Source organism: Xanthomonas rydalmerensis, assembly GCF_033170385.1.
Classification (GTDB): domain Bacteria; phylum Pseudomonadota; class Gammaproteobacteria; order Xanthomonadales; family Xanthomonadaceae; genus Xanthomonas_A; species Xanthomonas_A rydalmerensis.
Map to the genome: position 1 here is coordinate 4950834 of NZ_CP126170.1, position 26061 is coordinate 4976894.

Genomic DNA, 26061 nt, shown 5'->3' on the forward strand with positions numbered 1-26061 from the left:
AGCCGCTCCTACAAGTGAGCGTTCTTTGGTCAACCGGGGGCTTCGTTTAGAAGCCCGTCCACGCAGCGTCACTCGTGCGCGAGCTGCCCCTGCAACTGCGCCACGATATCGCGCAACTCCGCCACCTCGGCCTCCAGCACCTGCACCCGACTTTCCAACTCGTCATGCCCCGACGCCGCCGGCCGTGCTTTGAACGTGGCCGCCAGCGCCTCCGCATCCACCGGACCGGCGAGCAAGTGCATGTAACGGTCCTCGCGCTGCCCGCTGGCGCGCGGCAACTGCACCGCCAACTGGCGCTGCGCTAGTCGTTCCAACTGATGGCGCACGTCGTCCGCATCGGCGAAGCGCGCCATGCGCTCGGCACGCGTCAGCAACTCATTGACCGTCTGCGGGCCACGCAACAGCAGCAGGCCGAGCAAGGCCACCTGCTGCTGGGTCAGATCCAGCGCCGACGCCAGCCGATGCTCGTAGCGCTCGGCGCGCGAAGAGAACTGCTGCCGCACCAGGCCGCGCCCCTCCAGTTGTCGCAGCGCGTGTTGCACATCGCCCGGACTCAACGTCATCACCGGCTCGCGCGACGTCTTCTGATTGGCCGCCACCACCGTCGCATTGACCGTGAGCGGATAAGCATCCGGCGTGGTCGCCTCCTTCTCGATCAGGCAGCCGAGGGCGCGGGCTTCGATGGCGGAGAGGACGGGAACTGTATGTGTGTCTGTCATCTTGTCGGCTTCTAAGGTATGAACGGAGAAGCATACTGCTGGCCTGTGCGCGGAACGATTGTCTTTGCCGGCAGGGCCAGGTGCTTGCCTACCGCCACACCTTAGGCGCCAATGATCAGTTGATGGCCAACGCCGCGCCGTTCCTTACACGAGACTTTGAGGTGAACTAAGTGGTGCTGGCCGAGCGGCTGTCGTTGCTGCTGCACAACTTGCTATAGCCGATCGATCTGGCTACGCCAACGAGAGGTTGGCACAGACACCCAAAGACAAGTTCTGGGACAGATCTTTACAGTTCTATCCGATTTTACATTGGATGACTGACCCCTTTTTACTGAACCAAGTATAAATATTAAATTATAATCTCGCAGTTCACCAAGCGCGCCCTTCATCCCCGAGCACAACAAACTCTTTAACTATAAACTCCTAAAATTCTAAGATCGCTTTCAAACTCTATCGCCTCATCAGAAGGAAGTTCAGCTAAAATAGACACAAGATCCATGTTTTCCAGAATATTATATAAATGATCTAAATGGTACTCATGAACTTTTTTCTCCGCCCTACCCGCGGAAAGTATAATGGCCAGAACTTCCAACATCAATTTCTCAATCGGCATCTCAAATGAATTCTCAAGCTCTCCGTAAGCGTAGCCGGCTTCGCTTTCACCCTCAACCCACGGGCTCTTGTGGCTTAGTTTTACCTTGCAGTATTTATAGTAACACTCCAAAAACCACGCTCGAATTTCACTATATGTTACACGATCTTCCATTACGGCACTTTCCTCGGAGGACGAAGCATCGCCCCTCTGTTGTCCAACACATTAACTATAATGTTAGTGAATTTTTCTTTGAACAGTTCAACCACACCTAAGCAACTTGCACATGCAGCTTTTTCCGTGAATATTGTAACTACTCCTTTCGCTGCAGTATTATCTCGCAATTGATCAGCGATGTTGTCTAAGATTTTATATTCGGCATCCGCTCCTCGGTAGACCATCTCTCCAATTTTATTGGGAACGCTTGTAGCGATAAAATTCCCACTTCCAGCGCCAATAAACCCTCTGCTTGCCTCAGAAATTTGACTATGTGCAGCCATCTCTGTTTGTATTCCAGGAATATCTATAGTAGCAACAGCAACGTTGCCACTACGCCTTAGATCCGATGGCAATGCAGCCCGAGCATCCATAACCCTTTGAGCAAAAGTTGCAGTATCGATTACCTTAGCATTTCTTTCTGCACCGTCAATTTTGTTCAGAATACTGGCATCGACTATTCCATCTACTATTTTAGCCTCATGGGACACGTCGGCTACAGTTTCTGTAGCATGTTCTAAGGCACGCCCCACTGAACCGACAGGCACAACGCTGGTTGCAATATTCATCGCCGCATCTGTGGCGACAGTCTTATAGTCGCCATCCGACAAGGAGACCCAAGTGGCGCCCGGTGGGCCGAAGACACCAAGCTGCGCCATCTTCCGGAGGTCGTTCTTCTGAACGAAGCCGACCATCGTGTTCAGATCATCGTCGCTCCACTTTGAGATGTCCGCTGGCCGAGTCGCGCACCACTCCTGGTATTGGCCTTCAAGCTTCAGATCAGATGCAACCGACAGATAATCATCCGGCTTAATCGACTGTCCAACAGTAAATTTCGTCCCCAGCACCTTATCCGTCACCTTGGACAAAAAATTGCCTCGGTACGGACCGTCATAAAGCGTTGGGTCGTAGAACTGACTCAAGGTCGCGGTGAAAGCCTGCTGAAGTTCCCCCTTCTCGTTGACGAACCCAAGGTTGACTTTTGCCGCCTCCGTTGCGAGCCAGTTAGCAGCCGCTTGATATTTTGCAGCATCCTGACTTCTGGTCTTCTTTTGTTCCTCGTTGTCAATCTGATCCAAAGTAGAAGTTATTAACAGTTGGACCGCTTCCTTCTCGCTGATGTTTGCATATTTCGCATAGTCGTCAGCCTTAGCCGCAAGGAAGCTCAATTCGATCGGATGCAGCTGCCGGTTGAACTGCTCTCCCGCGAGCGCAGTGTTCGCGCCTGCTTGTTGACCAACCAGTCCGCCCAATGCGGCACTTCCCATCTCCATAAGACTCTTGAACGTCGCATCGTTCGGCGAGAACCCTTGAGCCAACAGGTAGTCGAACATTGCCTGCTTTGCTTTTTCGGATACGGCGGCGCCAAGCGCCCCGCTGAGGGCATCGCCACCACCGAGCGCCGCGACCGCAGCGCCGGTAACGCCATGCAGCAGAGTCTTCGCAGTTCCCCCATCACCCCAGCTCGCCAAGCGCGTCAGCGCGTCGTCTATTCCCGCCTGATCGCCTGATCGCCTGCCGCCTGGGCCTGGGCCTGGGCCTGGGCCAGATCTGTTTGCGCCTTATGTTGCATGGCTACAGCAACATCGCCAGCAGCACGGAATCCGACCTCGCCCGCAACAGCGGCCAATTCCTTCTGCTCTGCCAACTTCTTCTCGTCGAAGATCTCCTTCAAACCGGACTGCTGCAACTCGGTAGCCTTGCGGTCCAAGCCCGACAGCGCCGCGGTATCGCCGTTGCGCACTTCCACCGTGCCAGCGGCGATGTCGCTCTTGGTGGTGCTACTGCTGCTGTCGCTGCTGTTACCGAGCATGCTCAACCCGGTACGCGCGGCAACACTGACCATGCTGCTGCCTGTCCCACCGCCCACCGACACGCCACTGCTCTTGTACTCGGCCTTGTTCTGCAAGTCCTCCACCGTCAAGCCATTGGTGGACAGGCGATTCTTCTCAGGGTCGGCGGTGCTGGCGATGGCGGCACCGATGAGATGGGTGTCGCCGCCGACGGTGATATCGAACCCACCATTGCCCGCCTGGATGCCACTCTGCTCCTTGACGCTGGTGTAGCTGCTGTTGACCTTCTGCTGGCTGTAGCTGCCACCACTCCCCGACCCGGTCGCCAGGGTCAGACTGGCCTGCTGCTGCTTGCTCTTATAGTCGTTGGTGTCCTGCTCGCTCTGGATCAGCAGATCGCCGCCAACCTTGGCCAACACCTTGTCCCCGATCGCCTGCGCGCCCTTGATCGTGGTGTCGTTGCCGCTAGCCAAGGTGAGCGTGTCATTGGCCGTGACCACGCTCTCGGTGTGGAGGTTGCTGTTGCCCTTGGCGTTGCCCTTGCCGGCCGACACGGTCAGGTAATAGCCGGTCGTTGCGCCGACACTGACGCCGATCTCGCCGCCGGCGTTCTTGTTCTCCGACTTGTTTGTGTTGTTCTCCTGCTGGCTCAGCAGGTTGAGGTTGTTCGCCGCGGCCAGTGCCACGTTGTCGCCGGCGATCTTGCTGCCGATGACATTGAGATCGCCGCCCGTCGCCGCGATGGTCACATTGCCGTCGCTGAGGATGCGACTGCCGCCGGTGGTCTCTTCGTGGGTCGTGGTCTTACTGGACGAGCTGCTGGCACCGATGCCGATGCGCAAGCTCACGCCTGTGGCATTAGCTGCTCCCTGGGCACCATCGGCTGACGCCTCACCGGTTTTCGTCATGTTTCCGGCAACTGCTTCGCCGTTGCAGCCCTTCAGGCCATTGCTGGCCAGACCAGCGGCGTCGCCGATCGCGTAACCGGCCTTTGCTGCGTAAAGCGCCTTGAGCCGATCGTCGTCTACGTCCGAGCCACGCTTGACCGCCCCGTACGCGGTTTGCACCGCATCCACCAAGCCGCCAGTCAAGCCTAGGGTGATCCCCGCACTCTGCTGCTTGGACGTCTGCACCGTATCCACGCGGTTCTCGACCGCAGCGATGGTGACGTCCTTGCCGACGATGGCAGTGCCGGTCTTGCTCAGCACGTCGCTGCCGGTGACGCCCACCGCATTGCCGGCGGTGAGGGTGACCGAGCCGTCGGTACTGCCGACCAGGCGACCGCTCTGGCTCACTTCGGTGGTGTCGAGCGTGTTGGTCTGCTTGCTCGCGCCCAGGGTGACGCTGAAGCCGCCGCCGCTGTACAGGCCGGTCTTCTTGACCTTCTTGTCGTGCTCCTCGCTATGCGTGTTCTGCGCCGTCTCCAGCGTCAGGTCGTTGCCCGCGGCCACCACCACGTTGCCGGTGCCGGCGACCTGCGCGCCTTGCGAGAGTAGGTCGTGGCCGGCCGCGATCTGCACGGTGTCGCCGCTGAGCGTTGTGGCCACTGCCGTGCTGTCGTGCCACTCGTCGTGCGTGGTCGTGGTCTTGCTGGACAGGAAGCCCTTTTTCTTCTTCTGCATGTCCTGCACGGCATCGTGCTGCTCTTGTGCGGCGAGCAGGTTGACGTCGTTGCCAGCGGACACGGCGAGAGCGCCCTTGTCGGTGAACACCTGGGCCGCGGTCAAGTTCACGTCGTGGCCGGACTGCAGGGCGATGTCGCCGGCGGCGGTGAACTCGGTGCCGTGGACGGTCTCGTCGCGGGTGCTGGTGGTCTGCTTGAAGCGCTTGCGCGTCTCCAGGGTGGTGCTGCTGTCGACCGTGGTGAGCGTGGTGCTGTTGAGGTCGTTGCCTGCGACCACGGCCAGGCCATTGCCGGCGTCGAGCTTGGCCGCGGTCAGGTTGACGTCGCGGCCGGCGCTGAGCACCAGGTTGCCGCCGGCGGTGAGGGCCTGCTGGTCGAGGTCCTGGGTCGTGGTGGTGGTGACGACCTTGGTCTTGCCCTGGCGGGTCTGGTCGGTGACGGTGCGGCTGTCGCCCAGCACCGAGGTCACGTTGAGGTCGTGCCCGGCCGCGGCTATCAGGTCGCCGCCGGCCTTCACTTGCGCCTGGCGGATGGTGAGGTCGTTGCCGGCGGCCAGTTGCAGGCTGCCGCCGGTGGCGAGGCTGGTGCGCACCGTGGCCTTGCCGTTGGCGTCGGTAACCAGGATCAGGGACAGGTCGTGCCCAGCCTGCAGGGACAGGTTGTTGCCGACGGTCAGGCTGGTGCCATCGCCACCGCGCGTCAGGCCGGACTCATCGCGCAACGCGGTCGGCTGCAGCGCTGCGCTGTTGCCGGCCTGAACCGTGGTGCCGGTGAGGCTGAGGTCGCGGCAGATGGGTAGCAGCGATCTTAGTCAGCGCACCGCTGAACTTATTTTTTAAAGGAGCTATTGGTCGAGTTTACGCCAACCACATCCTGCTTTTCTGGATTTAGACGAGCCCATGGCGCCACGGGGGGGGCAGCCACCTAATTTGAAAATTTTTGTTCGATTTTTAGAAAAATTATTTCTTAATTTTTACTTGAGTCATAGAAGAAATTCGTTTTTGCCGCGCCGGATGAACTTAATTTAATCGTGAATTTTTCCCAATTTTCGCGATTTTCTTGCTCCATTACCTGGTGCAACTCACGGACCAAACCAGAAATTTCATCATCTGGATCGTCCAACAACTCACTAAATGAAACCCCATCTCGCACAAAAGAGTATTTAGATCCTACAGACCAGCTGTCTTCATACTTTTCGTATGAAAACTCGCAAATCGCCTCCTCATAACCATCAGGAGCAGAATCATGCATCAGCTGAACAATCTCATTAAGAATATAAATCTCTCTTTCCACCCTCAACCCCCGGCCTCATTTCTGAATGTTTTACGCATCACTTCGCCATTTACATAATGATAAAAATCTAATGCGGTGGACCTTAGCACAGCTTACCGAGGCCGCTACGCTATTAATGTCACTTTCCAAACGCCACCATCTGGCAAAATCTCAAATCGCACTTCATGTTCATTAATATTGTACTTTATCCACCTCTGTATATATCCAAGCAGAACATCATACTTCCCTCCTCCAAAATCTTTCGGGGGACCGAATTTAACAAAAATTAATGACTCATTCAAACTTTCGCCACTAACTTCAAATATTTTACCCTTATAAGCAAAAAAACCATCTTGGTCTTTTATAAAAAAATGGATGAAGCTTAACGCATTAGATCTAAAACCAAATTCCAAACCATGGCGAAAGAACTGGTAGTATTGGGTCCCGAAGCTCGGATCACCATTATCGTCAGGGTCACTAGATACAACAGGCATTTCATTTATTTCATCGAGCAAACCACTTACCTCTCTACTAGAGGCTCTGTGCCCAAGAGCTGAAATAAACCTTCTCCAGTCGACTTTCATTTTATAACTCCAGAATTCCTATTTCTCTCAATAATCTTATTCACAGCCTGATCTACTACAGCAGGATCATAGCCTCTTTTTAAAAGATTTTCTCGTAAAGCACTTGTGTTCCTGCAAACTGCTCCACACAAATCTGAAGCATCTCTCTGAACTTGTTCGAAAGTATTTTTCCCGCCGTATGTTTCACCAGCGACATGAACTTCTCGTGGAACTTCCACCGCAGTCGCATTCTGATAGAGGAGCTTTGACTCAGCCTTAGTAAGAGGTCGACCCAACTCTGTTTCTTTTGCTAAACGCAAAGCAGCAAATGAAGGAATATGATCATGCTCCAGACCATCTCCAACTACCTCCCTTGATTTGAGGTTAATATAAGAGTCCACCTCCAGTTCCTGAACTGGCGTTTTTGGGGGCAACCCTAACTTTGAGCCAAACTTGACGCCATCAGCGACATCAAGTGAACTTTCTCCAATGTGCTCTAAAGATCTTCCCACCGAGCCAACAGGCACAACGCTGGTCGCAAAATTTATCGCCGCATCATTGACAACAGTCTTGTAGTCGCCATCGGACAACGATACCCAAGTGGCACCCGGCGGACCAAAGATACCGAGCTGTGCCATTTTCCGAAGGTCGTTCTTCTGAACGAAGCCGACCACCGTGTTCAGGTCGGCGTCGCTCCACTTTGAGACGTCCGCCGGCCGGGTCGCGCGCCATTCTTGGTACTGTCCCTCCAACTTAAGATCGGCTGCTGTGGAAAGATACTTATCATTCGAGATCGAGAATGTTCCAGTCCAGTTGGTTCCAAGGACCTTGTCAGTCAATTTGGTAAATAGCGTGCCACGATAAGGACCATCAAAAAGGGTGGAGTCGTAGAATTGGCTAACAGTCGCAGTAAAGGCCTGTTGCGACTGACCTTTTTCGTTGATGAAGCCAAGATTGACCTTAGCCGCTTCGTTCGCAAGCCAATTGGCAGCCGCTTGGTATGTTGCCGCGTCCTTGCTCCTTGTATGCTGCTGCGCGTCGTTATCCACTTGATCCAGCGTGGAGTTAATTAACAACTGCACCGCTTCTTTCTCGCTGATCCCGGCATATGCGGCGTAGTCATCGGCCTTGGCAGCAATGAAGCTAAGTTCGACTGGATGGAGCTGTCGATTGAACTGTTCGCCTGCCAGTGCAGTACTGGCGCCAGTCTGCTGACCAACCAATCCCCCCAATGCGGCACTGCCCAGTTCCATCACGCTCTTGAACGTTGGGTCGTTCGGCGAGAGTCCTTGAGCGAGCAGGTAGTCGAACATCGCCTGCTTTGCTTTTTCGGATACGGCGGCGCCAACTGCTCCGCTGAGCGCATCGCCACCACCGAGCGCCGCGACCGCAGCGCCGGTAACGCCATGCAGCAGAGTCTTCGCAGTTCCCCCATCACCCCAGCTCGCCAAGCGCGCCAGCGCGTCGTCTATTCCCGCCTGATCGCCTGCCGCCTGGGCCTGGGCCAGATCTGTTTGCGCCTTATGTTGCATGGCTACAGCAACATCGCCAGCAGCACGGAACCCGACCTCGCCCGCAACCGCGGCCAACTCCTTTTGCTCTGCCAACTTCTTCTCGTCGAAGATTTCCTTCAAACAGGACTGCTGCAACTCGGTAGCCTTGCGGTCCAAGCCCGACAGCGCCGCGGTATCGCCGTTGCGCACTTCCACCGTGCCAGCGGCGATGTCGCTCTTGGTGGTGCTACTGCTGCTGTCGCTGCTGTTACCGAGCATGCTCAACCCGGTACGCGCGGCAACACTGACCATGCTGCTGCCTGTCCCACCGCCCACCGACACGCCACTGCTCTTGTACTCGGCCTTGTTCTGCAAGTCCTCCACCGTCAAGCCATTGGTGGACAGGCGATTCTTCTCAGGGTCGGCGGTGCTGGCGATGGCGGCACCGATGAGATGGGTGTCGCCGCCGACGGTGATATCGAATCCACCATTGCCCGCCTGGATGCCGCTCTGCTCCTTGACGCTGGTGTAGCTGCTGTTGACCTTTTGCTGGCTATAGCTGCCACCGCTACCCGACCCGGTCGCCAGGGTCAGACTGGCCTGCTGCTGCTTGCTCTTATAGTCGTTGGTGTCCTGCTCGCTCTGGATCAGCAGATCGCCGCCAACCTTGGCCAACACCTTGTCGCCGATCGCCTGCGCGCCCTTGATCGTAGTGTCGTTGCCGCTGGCCAAGGTGAGCGTGTCATTGGCCGTGACCACGCTCTCGGTGTGGAGATCGCTGTTGCCCTTAGCGCTGCCCTTGCCGGCCGACACGGTCAGGTAATAGCCGGTCGTTGCGCCGACACTGACGCCGATCTCGCCGCCGGCGTTCTTGTTCTCCGACTTGTTTGTGTTGTTCTCCTGCTGCTAAGCAGGTTGAGGTTGTTCGCCGCGGCCAGTGCCACGTTGTCGCCGGCGATCTTGCTGCCGATGACATTGAGATCGCCGCCCGTCGCCGCGATGGTCACATTGCCGTCGCTGAGGATGCGACTACCGCCGGTGGTCTCTTCGTGGGTCGTCGTCTTGCTGGACGCACTGCTGGCGCCGATGCCGATGCGCAGACTCACGCCTGTGGCATTGGCCGCTCCCTGGGCGCCGTCGGCTGACGCGTCGCCGGTTTTCGTCATGTTTCCGGCAACTGCTTCGCCGTTGTAGCCCTTTAGGCCATTGCTGGCCAGACCAGCGGCGTCGCCGATCGCGTAACCGGCCTTTGCTGCGTAAAGCGCCTTGAGCCGATCGTCGTCTACGTCCGAGCCACGCTTGACCGCCCCGTACGCGGTTTGCACCGCATCCACCAAGCCGCCAGTCAAGCCTAGGGTGATCCCCGCACTCTGCTGCTTGGACGTCTGCACTGTATCCACGCGGTTCTCGACCGCAGCGATAGTCACGTCCTTGCCGACGATGGCGGTGCCGGTCTTGCTCAGCACGTCACTGCCGGTGATGCCCACGGCATTGCCGGCGGTGAGCGTGACCGACCCGTCGGTGCTGCCCACCAGGCTGCCGCTCTGGCTCACCTCGGTGGTGTCGAGCGTATTGGTTTGCTTGCTCGCGCCCAATGTGACGCTGAAGCCGCCGCCGCTGTACAGACCGGTCTTCTTGACCTTCTTGTCGTGCTCCTCGCTGTGCGTGTTCTGCGCCGTCTCCAGCGTCAGGTCGTTGCCGGCGGCCACCACCACGTTGCCGGTGCCGGCGACCTGCGCGCCCTGCGAGAGCAGGTCATGGCCCGCGACGATCTGCACGGTGTCGCCGCTGAGCATGGTCGCCACCGCGGTGCTGTCGTGCCACTCGTCGTGCGTGGTCGTGGTCTTGCTGGACAGGAAGCCGGTTTTCTTCTTCTGCATGTCCTGCACGGCGTCGTGCTGCTCCTGCTCGGCGAGCAGGCTGACGTCGTTGCTGGCGGACACGGCCAATGCACCCTTGTCCGTGAACGCCTTGGCCGCGGTCAGGTTCACGTCGTGGCCGGACTGCAGGGCGATGTCGCCGGCGGCGGTGAACTCGCTGCCGTGGACGGTCTCGTCGCGGGTGCTGGTGGTCTGCTTGAAGCGCTTGCGCGTCTCGAGGGTATTGCTGCTGTCGCCCGTGGTCAGGGTGGTGCTGTTGAGGTCGTTGCCAGCAACAACCGCCAGGCCATTGCCGGCGTCGAGCTTGGCGGCGGTCAGGTTGACATCGTGGCCGGCGCTGAGCACCAGGTTGCCGCCGGCGGTGAGCGCCTGCTGGTCGATGTCCTGAGTGGTCGTCGTCGTGACGACCTTGGTCTTGCCCTGGCGGGTCTGGTCGGTGACGGTGCGGCTGTCGCCCAGCACCGAGGTGACATTGAGATCGTGTCCGGCCGCGGCGATCAGGTTGCCGCCGGCGGTGACCTGCGCCTGTCGGATGGTGAGGTCGTTGCCGGCGGCCAGCTGCAGGCTGCCGCCGGTGGCGATGCTGGTGCGCACCGTGGCCTTGCCGTTGACATCGGTGACCGGGGTCAGCGACAGGTCGTGGCCGGCCTACAGGACAGGTTGTTGCCCGCTAGTGCCTGCGCCATCGCACAGCATTAAACAAATGGTCAGAGAGAGCCTTTTTCAACCCTATTTATTTCTTCGCAAACTTTACTAAGCAAACCAGCCTCATCTAATTCGAAATATTGCCTTTCGTCAGCATCTTCACTATACATGTCAGCGGAACAAAAAATACTAGATAAACACTCACTTAACGGAGCCGCATCTTCCCGCAAAATTCCTCTGTCGCGCTCTATTTTCCAAAGCTCCATATAAGCTTCAGAAAAAACGCGCGCATCCATTCGACCTAACGCAAAAGATTTTGCAAAATCAAAAAGAACTATACTCATCGCAGCACACCGTTTTTAATGAAATTCTCAAACTGAAGGCTTCCAGGATCAAGCTTAAAACCTGTTACAAAATTTCCCTTTGCATCAACAACAACTACGTTATTTGTATCCGGGTTAAAAAAAACCCTTGAATCTTTTACAAAACCATAAGTCCCATGCTCCACCGTAGCTTGGGCTTTCATATGCCTCTCTAATTCTAATTTAAATTGCTCCAGCGTTTGAGGATTTTTTTTGCTCGTCCCAACACCAAAATCGGATGCGTGTTTAAACTTTTTGTCAAGCTGCTTCGAACTCGCTAAAATTTCCCTTAATATTGGGACAGAATATCCGTCTGGAGCAGAAGTTCTTGATGAATAATTAAATGTCTCCGTGACATCAACTGAGTTGGACCGTGGCTTATCAGCTACGACTTTAATCGCGTCTAAGGTCGGAATCTCACCCTTATTAAAGCCAACTTCCACCACATTGTCTTTCTTTACCAAAAGCTCAAATGCGGGCGGCCCATCGCCTGACCTCGTACTGCGCGGAGCTAAGACCTCAACCGCTCCCATCACATCGTACATGCTGGCGCCGAAATTATTTGCCGCAGCGACTTGCTCCGGGCTACCGCCAAAGAGGGCTGTCAATCTCGCTGGAGACCCAAAGATCCCCAAAACCGCTGTATCTAACCGGTTCCTGTCTTCAAGCGAACTCCCACCAATCAGCGCTTTAACTTGCGGCCCATTCCAATCCCTCTCCGTCAGTAGCTGATAGTCAAGACTGTAAGACGATCCAACGCCGGTCGTAGTTTTTGAAGCGTATTGAGATACGCCCGCTGCAAGTATCGCGTCATATTCCTTCGTCCCTGGCTTAAGATTCATTAATTCTGCTTGCTGCTCCGGAGTCAGGTAGTCGAAGTACCGATCCTTCATCTCGCGGCTCTGCGCAAGACTGACGTCATCCCACTTCCGCTCTACATTTTCTCGGCATTCTTCTGTCTTGCACTTGCTGAGTTCACGCGCCTTTTCATCGCGTTGCGGATGACTCAGATAGTTGTTCACCACCTCGTTGCTGGCCGTCGCAGCACCCGCGGTGCCGCCGGCCACCGCACCCGCTGCCGTCGACGCCAAGGCGGTCAATGTGTCCGCCAACGGCCCGGTGACGCCTGCATCCCGCAGCGCGGTTGCCACGGCGGGCGCAGCGAGCGTGCCTGCAGCGGCGCCGGTCGCACCCTCTAGCCCACCTGTGAGTCCTCCGACCACCGTGTGCGCCAGCACACGCAAGCTGCCGTTGTTGCCCCACTGGCTTTCCAGTTGGTCGGCCTGTGCGGTGAGCTGGGCCTTCTGGTCCGGATCGGTCGTGTCATTGGCCTGCCGACGTAGGTCTGCCGCCTCCGTCATCTTCTTCTCGGCGTAGTCGCCGATCACATGCGTGGCCTGCTGCCCGAATGTCGCCGTGATCTGTGCCTGCGCCGCCACCTGTTCCTGCAGCTTCTGCCCATCCCATTGCTTGGTCAGGCCATTGACGTCATCACCGGTCACGACATCCCGCTTCAGGCCCGCCAGCGTGTCGGCCACGCTCTTGCCGGTCTTGGCTTGCTGTCCCGCTTCGTCGGTGATGACCAGCGCCCCCCCACTGATGCCGCTGTGCGTGGTGGATTGCGCATCGCCGCTCTCATGGCCGTAGCCGGCCGCGCTGCCGTTGGCCCCGGTGTTGTAGTTCTGCCAGGACCACTTGCTGCCATTGTTGGTGGTGGAAGGCGTCTGGCCCTCACTGCCTTTGGACGTGTCGTCGCCGGAGCCCACGCTGTAGCCACCCGACAGGCTGATGCCCTTGGCGTCGTAGCTGCTGGTGTTGGCGATGTCGCTATAGGTCAGCGTGCCGGTGCTCAGGCGGTTTTTGCCTTGGTCGATCGCTTCCTGGCTGCTGGCGATCACCGCACCCTTCAGGTCGGTGTTGCCGCCCACCGTGATATCGAAGCCGCCCTTGCCCGCCTGGATGCCGCTCTGCTCGGTGACGCTGGCGTAATCGCCATTTACCTTGTTGCTGCTGTAACTGGCGCTGGCACTGAACCCCATACCGAACGTGACGCTGCCACCGACCGACTTGTCCTTGCTGGCATAGGTGCTGGTGTCCTGCAGGCTCTCGATGTTGAGGTTGCCGCCGACGTCGGCGATCACCTTGTCCGCGGAGACCTGTGCGCCCTTGAGGGTGGTGTCGTTGCCGCTGATGATCGTGGCGTTGTTGCCCGCAGCCACATGGCTGTTGGTGTAGCTGACATCCTCGCCATTGGCCTTGCCACGCGCTCCGCTGGCGCTCAGCGTCACGCCCGCCGCAAACCCATCCGCGCCGTAGGTGACTGCAACGCCGACGGCGGCGCTGCTGCTCTTGCTGGTGCTGTTCTGTTCGGCGGTGTTCTTGGCCGCCTCGATGGTGACGTCATGATCCGCCGCCAGCAGCAGGTTTCGTCCGGCCGTGACGTCGCTGCCGCGTACCAGCAGGTCGCTGGCATCGCCACCGCCGGTGGCGATGAGGTTGACGTCGCCACCCGCCTGTAGCTTGGAGCCCTTGGCCTGGTCCGCCGACTGGGTACTCTTGCTCTCGCTCTTGCTACCACCCACCGTCACGGCGATGCTGATGTTCGCGCCTTGCGCCGCGCTTGCCGCATTGCCACTGGCCAGCGCGCTTCCCGTCTGGCTCAGCGAACTGGCCGCGCCATAGGCGCTGTAGGCCGCAGAACCGGCCGCCAGTGCCTGCATGCGCGCATCGCCACTGACCTTCGAGCCGGCCTTGGCCGTGTCGTAAGCGGACTGGGCCAGGCTCAGCGCCGCAGAGCTAAGCGTGATCGACAGGCCGCCTTGGCTGAACTTGCTGCGCTGCTCGGCATCGGTGGTGTCGTGGACCTCGGTGATGGCGATGTCCTTGGCCTTCACCGTGATGTCACCGGCATTGGCCAGCACGTCGCTGCCCGTCTGCGCATAGCGGTTGCCTGCGACCAGCGTGACGTCGCCTTCCACGCTGCCGACCGTGCTGCCGACATGCGTAACGTCGGTGGTGTCGGCATTGTTCTGGATCTTCTGCGTACCGAAGGTCACGCCGATGCCACCGCTGCCGAACATGCCGGACTTCTTCGTTTTCTTCTCGTGCTCTTCGCTGTGCGTGTTCTGCGCCGTCTCCAGCGTCAGGTCGTTGCCGGCGGCCACCACCACGTTGCCGGTGCCGGCGACCTGCGCGCCTTGCGAGAGCAGGTCGTGGCCTGCTGCGATTTGCACAGTATCGCCGCTGAGGGTCGTCGCCACTGCGGTGCTGTCATGCCACTCGTCGTGCGTGGTCGTGGTCTTGCTGGACAGGAAGCCTTTTTTCTTCTTCTGCATGTCCTGCACGGCATCGTGCTGCTCCTGCTCGGCGAGCAGGTTGACGTCGTGGCCGGCGGATACGGCCAGTGCGCCCTTGTCGGTGAACGCCTTGGCCGCGGTCAGGTTCACGTCGTGGCCGGACTGCAGGGCGATATCGCCGCCGGCGGTGAACTCGCTGCCGTGGACGGTCTCGTCGCGGGTGCTGGTGGTCTGCCTGAAGCGATTGCGCGTTTCTACGGTGTTGCTAGTATCGACCGTGGTCAGCGTGGTGCTATTGATGTCGTGGCCCGCAGCCACGACCAAGCCCTTGCCAGCGTCGAGCTTGGCGGCGGTCAGGTTGACGTCGTGGCCGGCGCTGAGCACCAGGTTACCGCCAGCGGTGAGCGCCTGCTGTTCCAGGTCCTGGGTAGTGGTGGCGGTGACGAGCTTGGTCTTGCCCTGTCGGGTCTCGTCGGTAACGGTATGGCTGTCGCCTAGCACCGAAGTCACGTCGAGGTTGTGGCCTGCTGCGGCGATCAGATCGCCGCCGGTCTTCACCTGCGCCTGGCGGATGGTGAGATCGTTGCCGGCGGCCAATTGCAGATTGCCACCGACAATGAGGCTGGACGTGTCACCGCCGCGCATCAGGCCGGACTCATCACGCAGTGCCGTGGGTTGCAGCAGCAGGTTGCTGCCTGCCTGCAACGCGGCATTGTTGCCGACCTGCAGGGTCGTGCCAGTGAGGCTGAGGTCACGACCGGCCTGCAGCAGCAGGTTGTTGCCGGCAGTGATGCCCGAACGCAGGTCGCCGCCAGCGAGGGCGTCGCGGGTGGTGCTGGTCAGGTCGCGACCGGCACTGAGCAGCACGTCGCGGCCGGCGATCTGGCCGCCGAGGTTGAGCAGGTCCTGATTGGCCTGCAACGCCACGGTGCCACTGGACACAATGCGGCCCTGGTTGAGCAGGTTGCCGACGTTGGCGCTGACGTTGGCGCCGCTGATGGTGCCGGTGTTGCTCAGGCCGGCCGTGGCGTTGAGCGAGACGTCGCCGTTGTCGCTGGCCAGCAGCGCGCCATCGCTGCGCAGGGTCAGCGCGGTCTTGGACGACAGGTAGACCACGGGCACCAGCACCTTCTGGCCCTGGTACTCCTGTTCGACCATCCACACGATGTCGTGGGTCAGCGCGGCGACCTGCGCGGCGGTCAGCGCCACGCCCACGCTCAGGTGCAGCGTGCCGGCCTCGGCCACGCCGCCATCGAGCAGGGCGCGGTACTGGGCCACGCCGTCGGCGTAGTTGCCAAGGTAGCGGCGGCCGGTGAGCTGGGTGATCTGGTCCAGCACCAGGCGCTGTTCGTAGAAACCATCGCCCAGGCGGGTCTGGGTCCACTGCGGATCAACGCCGAGCTTGTCCAGCAGGTAATCGCTGCTGATGAAGTTGTTGTAGTCGACGAAGCGCGGATCGGTCTCGATCAGGTAGCGGCGACCGGGGTTGCTGTTGTTGGCCTTGACCCCGCCCAGGCCGTTGGCGGCGCGGCCCAGCGCGTTGGGATTGGCGCCGTTGCTGCCGACCAGGCGGTACAGCCCGCCCATCGGCAGCACGATGTTGCCCAGCGGCGCGCCGACGCCACCGACCACCTGCGGGACCTGGCCGGTGCCTGGGTCGATCTGCTGGTACTGGCCAGGCACCGTTCCGCCGGTCAGTACCGCCTGCGCGCCGTTGGCCTGAACCTGGCTGCGGCTGCCATTGCCGGCGCCGCCGAGCTGGGCCTGCACGCCGTTGGCCTGGACATTGGAGGCATTGACGGCGCTGCTGCCGTTCAGTGCGGTCTGGACCCCATGCGCATGGACGTCGACCGCAGTCGCGTCGGTGGTGCCGACGAGGCTGCCGCGACCGTCATCGACACGGATCTGGCCGAATCCGGCGGCGGCAATGCGGTTGCCGACACTGGCGCCGCCCGTGGCGGCAGCGGTCTGCGCCTGCACGGCGATACCGCCAGCACCGTCGGCGCTCTTGGTGCCGTACCGGTTCAGGCCTCCGCCCTGGGTGGCGTTGAAGGAAGCGCCGCCGATGCTGCGGCCATCGCTGCCGACCGCGCCGTTGCTGATGGTGGCGCCGCTGATCGCCACGCCCTGCCCGCCGGTCATGTTGGCGGCGAGGGCGATGTAGCCACTATCCGATGTCCCGGAGTTGACTTCGTTTTCCTCGACACTGTAGGTACATCCCGTTCCTCGAATTCCTCGAGCACAGTCGCCATCATCCAAGACTGCGACGCGCTCGATATCGGTGTACTTGGTCTTCTGACTCAACGCGAGCGCGTTGTTCTGCACTACCTCCCGCCCATTGATGAGAGCGTCACTCAATCCATTGGTGCCAAAGCGATTAACCAACAGCTGACCGGCGGCTGCAATCGTGGACGCGTTGTTGTTCACGCTCCCAGAGATCGCGATGTTTCCCCCGGCAGCGATGCGCCCTTCCGCGCTGGCGGAAATGAGTTGGTCACGACTGATGACATCGTAGTATCGGGTCGTACCAAGGCTGACCCTGTCGCCGACGTTCGGGCCATTCTGTTCGGGCATCGGCTGGCCGACGTACAGCACTTCAGAAGGCGTCGTGGCGTTGATTGCCTCGCGCTCGGAGTCCGACAACGGCGTGGTTCTGGCATTGACCACGCGCCGCCGGTTATTGATCTGATTGGCTGCGATCAGGATGCTGCCATCGGCCTCGATGCTGCCGGACACGTTGTCCAGCGTGCCGGTGCGTGCGATGAGCGTGCCGCTGCTGTCGCGCGCGGCGCCGATGGCGATGTTGCCGAGGCTGAAGATCTTCGCGTCGCGGTTGACCAACTGGTCGCGCACCAGCAGGGTCATGCCGCTGGTGGCGCCGATCAGCGCGCTGCCGTAGGCGGCGTTGTCGGTGGCGCCGCCCAGATCGGCGCCGTTGATCAGGGTGCCGGTGTCCACCAGCACGTTGCCGCCGACCAGGCTGCCGGTGTTGCTCACCGACCCAGCAGTGACCTGCAGGTTGCCGCTGGCGGAAATGTCGCCGGCGTTGCCGACGCTGCCGCCGGTGTTCAACTGCACGTTGCCCGAGCGCATGCTGGCGCCGGCAAGGTTGCTGATGTTGCTGGCGTTGATGCCGAGGCTGCGCCCGGCCTGCAGCGCCGAGGCATTGACGAAGTTGCCGCTCACTGCCAGGCGGAAATCGCCGTTGCTGGTGATGTCGGCACCGGCGCGATGGGTGTAGTCGCTGCGGATGGTCAGGTCGAGCAGGTTCTGGCCGAGGATGCTGCCGCCGCCGTCGAAGCCGACAGTGTCGATGACCACGTCGCCCGCACCGCCGGCGCTGCTGCCGGCGCCGATCTGGCCGCCGCTGTTGCTCAGGTTCTGCAGGGCCAGGCGCACCGCCTGTTCGGCCTTGATCTTGCCGTTGCGGTTGTCGAGCGTGGCGCCGTTGCGTTGCAGCAGCATGCTGGCGCCGGCGTAGACGCTGCCGCCCTGGTTGTCGAGCGCGTTGGTGTTGGCGATCAGATCGCCGCCGGCCACCAGTTGCCCGCTGCCGTTGGCGATGCTGGCCGCGTCGAGCACCACACTGCCGCGCCCCCCCAGGCTGCCGCCGACATTGCGCAAGTCGCCACCGGTGGTGAGCCGGGTCAGGCCACCGCCGTTGTTGACGATGCTGCCCTGGCTGTTGTCGATGCGGCCGCCGGACAGGGTCATGGCGTTGCCGCTGTCGAGCTGGCCGCCGCTGTTGAGCAGCGCACCATTGACGGCGACGGTGAGATCGCGCGCGGCGCCGATGCGGCCGCTCTGGTGGTTGTCGAGCTGGCCACGCGCGGTCAGTGCCAGGTCGCGGCCGGCCTGCAGGGTGCCGGCGCTGTTACTGACGTTCTCTGCGCTCAGGGTCAGATCGGTGCTGGCACCGATCACGCCGGAGTCGTTGTTCAACGTATGCGCCAGATCCACGCGCAGGTCGCCACCGGCACCGCCACTGCTCAGCGCCTGTATGGTGCCGCCGCGGTTTTCGAGGCTGTCGGCGCGCAGTACCAGGCTGCCGCCGGTGGCCTGCACTACGCCCAGGCGGTTGTCGAGCGCACCGCTGCCCAGTTGCAGGTTCAAGCCGCGCCCGGACACGCTGCCGCCGATGTTGCCCAGGCCGGCCGCGGTGACACTGGCATCGCCGGCCGCGGCGATGGCGCCGCCCTGGTTGTCGAGCGTGTTGCCGGCGCTGAGCTGCAGCTGGCCCTGGGTGAGGATGCGACCGCCGGCATTGCCGAGGGCACCAGCGCTGCTCACCGTGAGGGTGCCACTACCGGCGTGTTCGATGCGCCCTTGCGCGTTGTTGATCGACGCCGCGCCCAGTTGCAGGTCGCTGCCGTTGCTGACCAGGCGGCCGCTGCCGTTGTCGAACGCGCCGGTGACGGCGATGCGGGTGATGCCGGTGCCACTCTGCACCAGGCTGCCGCTGCCGTTGCGCAGCGTGCTCGCGCCCAGGTCCAGGCCCGCCGCCTGCAGCGTGCCGCCGGCGCCGTTGAGCGCGCTGTTGTCCAGCGCGCCACCGGCACGCACGGTGAGCTGGCCGCCGGCGAGCAGGTCGGCGCCGCGATGGTCCACGTCGCCGCTCGCGGTCAGCGCGGCGTTGCCGCCGACACGGGTGGTGCTGCCGGCCAGCGCGAGTTGCGTGGCGTCTGCGGTGAGATTACCGGCGGCGATCAGGCGGCCGCTGGCGCTGAGCGTGCCGTCGGCATGCAGGGTCAGCGCGCCGCTGTTGCCGAGGCTGCCGTCGCTGCGCACGCCAGACGCGGCCACGCCGCCGATGGCGACATCGCCGCCGCTCAGGCGCAGGTTGCCGCTGGACAGGGTCTGCCCGGCGTTGTCGATGCGCTGGCCCTGCAGCGCGATGTCGGCGCCGTTGACGGTGCCGTGCTGGAGCACGCCGGCGTCGCTGCCGAGCACGACCTGGTTGGCGCTGAGCGTGCCGGCCACGGTCAGGTCGCCGTGTGATTGCAGTTGCAGGGTGGTCGCGGCACTGAGCGCGCCGCTCTGGTTCAGTGCACCGCCGGCCTGCGCGCTGAACGCACCGGCAGACGCCAGGGTGCCGCCCAGAGTCAGATCGCCCTGGCTGACCAAGGCGACATCTCCGCTCTCGCTGCCGAGCTGGCCGCTGCTGGCGACGCTGGCGGCCTGCACGCGCAGGGCGTTGCCGCCGATCAGGTCGCCGCGGTTGTCGACCGCACCGTTGGCGGTGAGCGCCAGGCGCTGCACGCCGTAGCTGCGCCCGGTCTGCTGCAGCGAGCCCACGTCCAGTTGCAGGCGCTGGCGCGCACGCAGCGCGCCGGCGTTGCTGAGCAGGCCGCTGACGGTGAACGTGCCATTGCCCAGGGCGGCGAGCATGCCGCTGGCGCTGTTGGTAGCGCTGGCGGCGGTGAGGCTCAGATCGGTGCCGGCGACGACCTGGGCGGCGTTGTTGAGCGCGCCAGTGGCGCGCAGGTCGAGCGTCGAAGCGGACTGCACCAAGCCACCGAGGGCGAGGTCGCCCGTGCTGGTCATCGCCAGGGTGGTGCCAGCATCGGCGGTGCCCTGGCTGTCGATGGCCGCGCCGCTCAGACGCAGTGCGCCGGTGCTGTGCAGCACGCTCTGGCTGCCACTGCGCAGGGTGCCGCCGGCTTGCAGCGTGGCGTCCTGGCCGGCGCTGAGGCTGCCGTTCACTTGCAGGTCGCGCTGCGCCTGCGCCTGCAGTCCCTGCGTGGTGGCGAGCTGGCCGCCCAGGGTCAGGTCGCGGCCGGCGCGCAGGTCCAGCGCCTGCGCGCTGAGCGTGCCGGCCTGCAGCAGATCGCCCTGCGCTTGGGCGCTGAGCTGGGTGGCTGCGGCGACGGTGCCGCCCAACTGCAGGTCGCCCTGGCTGGTCAGCACCACCTGGCCGCTCTGGCTGCCGAGTTGGCCGGTGCTGGCGATGCGCGCGGCGTCGAGTTGCAGGTCGCGCTTGGCGATCAGGTCGCCCTGGCTGTCGACGGCGCCAGTGGCGTGCAGGGTCAGCGCGTCGCCGGCGTAGGCCTGGCCGCTGTGCTGCAGGTTGCCGACCTGCAAGGTCATGGCCTGGCCGGACTGCAGGGTGCCGGCATTGGCGAGGGTGCCGGCCGTGGTCAGGGCCAGCGCGCCGCGCGCGCCGAGGCTGGCGCCGGCGGCGTTGACGATGCTGGCAGCGGTGACGGTGAGATCGCGCCCGGCCAGCACCTGCGCGGCATTGGTCAGCTGGGTGCCGGCGGCGAGCGCGACATCGCGCCCCGCCTGGGCCACGCCGGCCAAGGCCAACGTGCCGTCGCTGCGCAGGCCCAGATCGGTGGCGGCGTCGAGCGTGCCGCGGCTGTCGATGCTGCCGCCTTGCAGGGTGATCGCGCCGGCCGTGCTCTGCAGCACGGCGGCGTTGCCGGTGGCCACGCTGGCACCTTGCAACTGCAGGTCGCCGACGGTCAGGGCCTGGCCATCGACGCTCAGGGCGCGCTGCGCCTGCAGCGTCGTCGTGGAGCCGCTTTGCAACGCACCGGCAATGCCGACGTCGCGCCCGGTCAGGGCGACGGCCCCGGCCTTGGCGACGCCATCCAGCCGCAGATCGCCTAGCGCGGTGGCGCTCAACGCCTGTGCAGCGACGATGCTGCCGCCCAACTGCAGGTCGCCCTGGCTGGTCAGCGCCACCTGGCCGCTCTGGCTGCCGAGTTGGCCGGTGCTGGCGATGCGCGCGGCGTCGAGTTGCAGGTCGCGCTTGGCGATCAGGTCGCCCTGGCTGTCGACGGCGCCGGTGGCATGCAGGGTCAGCGCGTCGCCGGCGTAGGCCTGGCCGCTGTGCTGCAGGTTACCGACCTGCAGGGTCATGGTCTGGCCGGACTGCAGGGTGCCGGCATTGGCGAGGGTGCCGGCCGTGGTCAGGGCCAGCGCGCCGCGCGCGCCGAGGCTGGCGCCGGTGGCGTTGGCGATGCCGGCAGCGGTGACGGTGAGATCGCGCCCGGCCAGCACCTGCGCGGCATTGCTCAGCTGGGTGCCGGCGGTGAGCACGACATCGCGCCCGGCCTGGGCCACGCCGGCGACGGCCAGCGTGCCGTCGCTGCGCAGGCCCAGATCGGTGGCGGCGTCGAGCGTGCCGCGGCTGTCGATGCTGCCGCCCTGCAGGGTGATCGCGCCGGCCGTGCTCTGCAGCACGGCGGCGTTGCCGGTGGCCACGCTGGCGCCCTGCAACTGCAGGCCGCCCGCGGTCAGGGCTTGGCCATCGACGCTCAGGGCGCGCTGCGCCTGCAGCGTCGCGTTGGTCGCGCTCTGCAACCCACCGGCGAGGCCGACATCGCGCCCGCTCAGGGCGATCGCGCGCGCCTTTGCCACGCCGTTCAGGCGCAGGTCGCCCTGCGCGGTGGCGCTGAGCGCCTGCGCGGCGATCACGCTGCCGCCCAGTTGCAGGTCGCCCTGGCTGGTAAGCGTGACCTGGCCGTTCTGGCTGCCGAGTTGGCCGCTGTTGCTGAGGCTGCCCACGTCCACCAGCAGATCGCCGCCGGCGATCACGTTGCCGCGGTTGTCCACCGCGCCGCTGCTGCGCAGGGTCAATGCCTGGCCGGTGGAGAGTGTGCCGCTGTGCTGCAGGCTGCCGGCCTGCAGTTGCAGCGATTGTTCGCCGCGCAGCAGGCCGGCGTTGTCGAGCAGTCCATCGACGTGCAGGTCCAGTCCGCGACCGGCGGCCAGCGTGCCGGCGGCGCGGTTGACCGCACTCGCCGCCTGCAGCTGCAGATCGCGCCCGGCCACAACCCGGGCGCTGTTGTCGAACGCACCCGCAGCCGTCAGCAGCACGTCGCCACCGCCCTGGGCGATGCCGGCCAGGTGCAGCACGTCCTGGCTATGCAGGGTCAGGTCGGTGCCGGCATCAAGCGCACCTTGGCTGTCGATGCTGCCGCCATCCACGGCGATGTCCGCCACGCTCTGCAACACCGCGGCGCTGCCAGTGCCGACGCTGGCGCCACGCAGGTGCACGCTGCCGCCAGCCAGTGCCTGACCGTCCAGTTGCAGCGCGCGTTGCGCCTGCGCCTGCAGGGTGCTGGCGCTCTGCGTGGTGCCGGCGAGAGTCAGGTCGCGTCCCGCCTCCAGTTGTACGGACTGCGCTTTGCTGCTGCCGCCGTGCAGCAGATCGCCCGCCGCCTGCAGGTGCAGCGCGGTGCCGGCGACCTGGGTACCGGCGAGTTGCAGGTCGCCGGCGCTGGTCACGCTCAGTTGGCCGTCCTGACTGCCGAGCTGGCCGCTGCTGGCGACGCTGCCGGCGGTGATCGCCACGTCATGCTTGCCGATCAGATCGCCGGTGTTGCCGAGTGCGGTCGCCGCCTGCACGGTCAACGTGTCGCCGGCGTAGGTACGGCCACTCTGTTGCAGGCTGCCGACGCGCAAGCTCGCGGCCTGGCCGGCCTGTACCAGGCCGGCATTGTCGAAGTTGCCCTGCACGTCGGCGTCGAGCGCCGCCTGGGCAAGCAATTGGCCCTGCGCCTGGTTGCTGGCACTGGCGGCGGTGAGTTGCAGCGCGCGGCCGGCGAACACCTTGGCCTGGTTGTCTAGGTTGCCGTCGGCCAGCACCGCGACGTCGCGCCCGGCCTGGGCGATGCCGGCCAGGTGGATGTCGCCCGTACTGTGCAGCCGCAGATCGGTGCCCGCGTCCAGCGCGCCCTGGCTATCCAGCGCCGCCGTCTCCACCTGCAGGGCGGTTGCGCTCTGCAGAATTGCGCCGGTGGCGAGTGCAACGCTGGCGGCATTGACGCCGACCGCGCCGTTCGCGCTGGCCTGGCCGTCCACGCGCAGCGCGCGTTGCGCCTGCAGTTGCAGGGTGTCGGTGCTCTGCACGGTGCCGACCACGCCCAGGTCGCCCGCAGCAGCGAGCTGCACGCCGGCCGCACGCAGGCTGCCGCGCTGCTGCAGATCGCCCAGCGCCTGCGCGTTCAAGGCACCAGCGGCCGCGACCACGCCATCGAGTTGCACGTCGCCGCGGCTGTTCAGCACGACCTGGCCGTGCTGGCTGCCGAGCTGGCCGCTGCTGGCGAGACTGCCGGCATCGATCTGCACATCGCTACCGCCGACCAGGTCGCCCTGGTTGGCGACGGCGCCATCGACGGTCAGGGTCAGCGTGGTGCCGGCATTGGCCGAGCCGGTCTGCGCGAGGCTGCCGGCGCGCAGGCTGAGCGCGCCGCCCGCGTACAGGTGGCCGTCGTTGGACAGCGCGCTGGCGCTGGTCAGGCTGGCGTCGCCCAGGGCCGACAGGCTGGCGCCGGCAGCGTTGCTGAGACTGCCGGCGCTGGCGCTGAGCGCGCCGCCAGCCACGACCTGGGCCTGGTTCTGCAGCACCCCGGCACCGGTCAGGGTGAGGTCGCCACGCGACTGCGCGGTGCCGGCCAGCGACAGGTCGCCGGCGCTGCGCAGCGCCAGGGTCGTGCCGGCATCCAGCACGCCGGCCTGGGCGATGCTGGCGCCATCCAGCGCCAGTGCGCCGCCGGTCTGCACCTGTCCGCTCTGCAGCAACGCGCCCTGCGCGTGCAGCGTGGCGTTGCCGCCGGCGGCCAAGGTGGCGCTGCTGCGCAACTGGCCGTCGGCGCTCAACTGCAGGTCGCCATCGGTGCGGATCACGCCGTCCAGCGCGGCGTCGCCGGTGGTCTGCAGCTGCGCGCTGCCCGCGCGCAAGGTGCCCGATTGCAGCAAGATGCCGCCGGCCTGCGCGGTCAGCGCGCCTTTCGCCGCCACCTGCCCGGCCAGGGCCAGGTCGCCGCGGCTGCGCAAGGCGACGTCGCCACCCTGGCTGCCGAGTTCGCCGCTGCTGAGCAGTTGCGCCGCGTCCACGCTCAGCGCCGCGCCGGCAACCAGGCTGCCGCTGTTGCTCAGCGCCGCAGTCGTGGCGAGCGTCGCGTTGCGGCCGGCGTAGCTGCCGCCGCTGTTGCCGACGCTGGCCGCGTCGATGCGCAGATCGCGTCCGGCATACAGCGTGCCGGCGTTGTCGAGCGTGCCTGGCGTTGCCAACGCAATGTCGCCGCCGGCCGAGACCACCGCACCGGCCGCATTGCCGATCGCCGCCGCGCCCAGGTCCAGGCGCCCGCCGGCGCTGAGCTGACCGAGCGTGTCCAGGCGTCCGCCGGCCTGCACGCTGGCGTCCTGCCAGGATTGCGCCAACCCGGACAGGCGCATCTCGGCATCGCTGCGCAAGTTGAGGCCCGAACCGGCGTCGAGCGCGCCGGCGGCATCGATCCGCGCCGCCTGCACCGCGAGGCGACCGGCGCTCTGCACGGTACCGCCGCGCTGCAGCCAGGCCGCTCCGGCCTGCAGTTGCGCCGCGCCGCCAGCATAGGCGCTGCCGCTGCTGCGCAACTCGCCACTGGCGCTCAGCGACAGATCGCCGCCGCTGTAGAGGCTGCCGCCGGCATCCAGTTCCGAACCGAACAGGGTGATGGCACCGGCGCTGCTGCGCCCACTGTGCGCCAGCGCGCCACTGGCGGCCGCATCGAGCAGGCCATGGGCGATGGTGTCGCCACTCATCGTCAGTTGCGCGGCGCGCAGGCGCACGCCGGCCTGCTGCGAGCCGAGCACGCCCTGCTGGCTCAGCGCACCCGCCGCGTGCAGGTCGACATCGTCACGGGCCACCGCAGTGCCGGTGAGGCTGAGCTGCCCGGCGCTGTCGATCTGCAGGCTGCCGCTCTGCGCGGACAGGGTGCCGCGGCTGACCACGCCGACACCGGCTTCGGTGGCGATCAGGCGGATACGGTCGGCGTACATGCCGCCCAGGTACGCCACATCGATGCCGATCGCCGGCGGTGCGCCGTCGCTGCCCGGCAGCACCTCCAGCAACATGCCGTCGTAGCCGATGCGCTGCGCACCGGCACTGGCCAGCAGATCCTTGGCCCACACCGACCCGCCCACGCTCAACTGTCGCGACAGCAGGTCCAGGCGATCGACGTTGTAGGCGTCCAGGCCGTTGCTGCCGACGCTCAGCGCGCCGCCGGTGATGGAGAAGCCGTTCAGGGCGCCATCGGCGCCGAGCAGCGGGGTGCCGGTGGCCAGGGTGACGCGCGAGGTGTTGAGGAAGCCGCAGCCGTCGCAGACGATGCCGTTGGGATTGGCGATCACCAGCTGCGCCTTGGCCCCGGCGATTTCGGTATAGCCCTGCAGGCGGCTGGTGGTGGAGGTGACTTCGTTGAGGATCAGCGTGGCCGCGCCGCTGTTCTTCAGGTTGTCGTTGCCGGCGATGTAGCCGCCGAGCTCGGTCTTGGAGATCTGCGCGCTGTTGTTGAGGATCAGGCCGTTGCTGCCGACGTCGAAGCGCGAATAGCGGTTGTGCGAGACGCCACGCGCGTTGGGGGCGACGATGTCCACCACCGGCACGCCGTTGGCCGCGGCCTGTTGCCCGGGCTGGCGCCCGTCCGGATTGGCGACCGGCGCGACCTGCGCGTACAGCGGCAGCGAGGTCCAGGTGACGGTGCAGCACAGCAGGGCGGCGAGGCCGCGCTTGAGCGGCTCGAGCAGGCGGTGGCGGCGATCGGTACGGTCCATGTGCATCGTCGTCTCTCTCGTGCCGCCCAAGGCGGCAAATCCATTGCGTTGCCTGCCGC

General features: G+C 63.8%; 7 protein-coding genes and 2 pseudogenes. All 9 read right to left on the reverse strand.

What is annotated here, in order from left to right; genetic code table 11:
- Positions 1–68 precede the first annotated feature (68 nt).
- The 9 genes and pseudogenes from QN245_RS21150 to QN245_RS21190 all read right to left on the reverse strand — a co-directional run bounded on the left by QN245_RS21150 (position 69) and on the right by QN245_RS21190 (position 26002).
- Positions 69–719 (reverse strand): YceH family protein, encoded by a 651-nt coding sequence (locus QN245_RS21150; RefSeq protein ID WP_317844173.1) that lies wholly within the window; start codon positions 717–719, stop codon positions 69–71.
- 409 nt (positions 720–1128) lie between these two features.
- The gene (gene imm2, locus QN245_RS21155) at positions 1129–1485 is read right to left on the reverse strand and encodes an Imm2 family immunity protein (protein ID WP_317844174.1); all 357 of its coding nucleotides are present in this window, start codon (positions 1483–1485) and stop codon (positions 1129–1131) included.
- Positions 1485–2222: a deaminase domain-containing protein gene (locus QN245_RS21160; RefSeq protein WP_317845413.1), complete on the reverse strand. Its 738-nt coding sequence runs from the start codon at positions 2220–2222 to the stop codon at positions 1485–1487. Before QN245_RS21160 ends, imm2 begins: the two co-directional genes overlap by 1 nt.
- Before the next feature lie 393 nt (positions 2223–2615).
- Positions 2616–5728 (reverse strand): annotated as a pseudogene (locus QN245_RS21165) (hemagglutinin repeat-containing protein); the annotation flags it as partial.
- Positions 5729–5910: 182 nt separating this feature from the next.
- Positions 5911–6237 carry an immunity protein YezG family protein gene (locus tag QN245_RS21170; RefSeq protein ID WP_317844175.1) on the reverse strand — a complete coding sequence of 109 codons (327 nt, stop codon included), beginning with the start codon at positions 6235–6237 and terminating at the stop codon, positions 5911–5913.
- Positions 6238–6341: 104 nt separating this feature from the next.
- Positions 6342–6800, reverse strand: coding sequence for a hypothetical protein (locus QN245_RS21175; protein WP_317844176.1), 459 nt, complete (start codon positions 6798–6800; stop codon positions 6342–6344).
- Positions 6797–10746 (reverse strand): annotated as a pseudogene (locus tag QN245_RS21180) (hemagglutinin repeat-containing protein). Before QN245_RS21180 ends, QN245_RS21175 begins: the two are co-directional and overlap by 4 nt.
- 113 nt (positions 10747–10859) lie before the next feature.
- The gene (locus tag QN245_RS21185; protein WP_160969172.1) at positions 10860–11141 is read right to left on the reverse strand and encodes a colicin immunity domain-containing protein; all 282 of its coding nucleotides are present in this window, start codon (positions 11139–11141) and stop codon (positions 10860–10862) included.
- On the reverse strand, positions 11138–26002 hold the full coding sequence (locus QN245_RS21190) for a hemagglutinin repeat-containing protein (RefSeq protein WP_317844177.1): 14865 nt from the start codon (positions 26000–26002) through the stop codon (positions 11138–11140). The genes QN245_RS21185 and QN245_RS21190 overlap by 4 nt, the downstream gene beginning before the upstream one ends.
- Positions 26003–26061 lie beyond the last annotated feature (59 nt).

Bases quoted from the DNA above. Each gene is read 5' to 3' on its own strand.
- QN245_RS21150 (WP_317844173.1), bottom strand. From the start codon at position 719: ATGACAGACACACATACAGTTCCCGTCCTCTCCGCCATCGAAGCCCGC.
- imm2 (WP_317844174.1), bottom strand. From the start codon at position 1,485: ATGGAAGATCGTGTAACATATAGTGAAATTCGAGCGTGGTTTTTGGAG.
- QN245_RS21160 (WP_317845413.1), bottom strand. From the start codon at position 2,222: ATGGTCGGCTTCGTTCAGAAGAACGACCTCCGGAAGATGGCGCAGCTT.
- QN245_RS21175 (WP_317844176.1), bottom strand. From the start codon at position 6,800: ATGAAAGTCGACTGGAGAAGGTTTATTTCAGCTCTTGGGCACAGAGCC.
- QN245_RS21185 (WP_160969172.1), bottom strand. From the start codon at position 11,141: ATGAGTATAGTTCTTTTTGATTTTGCAAAATCTTTTGCGTTAGGTCGA.
- QN245_RS21190 (WP_317844177.1), bottom strand. From the start codon at position 26,002: ATGGACCGTACCGATCGCCGCCACCGCCTGCTCGAGCCGCTCAAGCGC.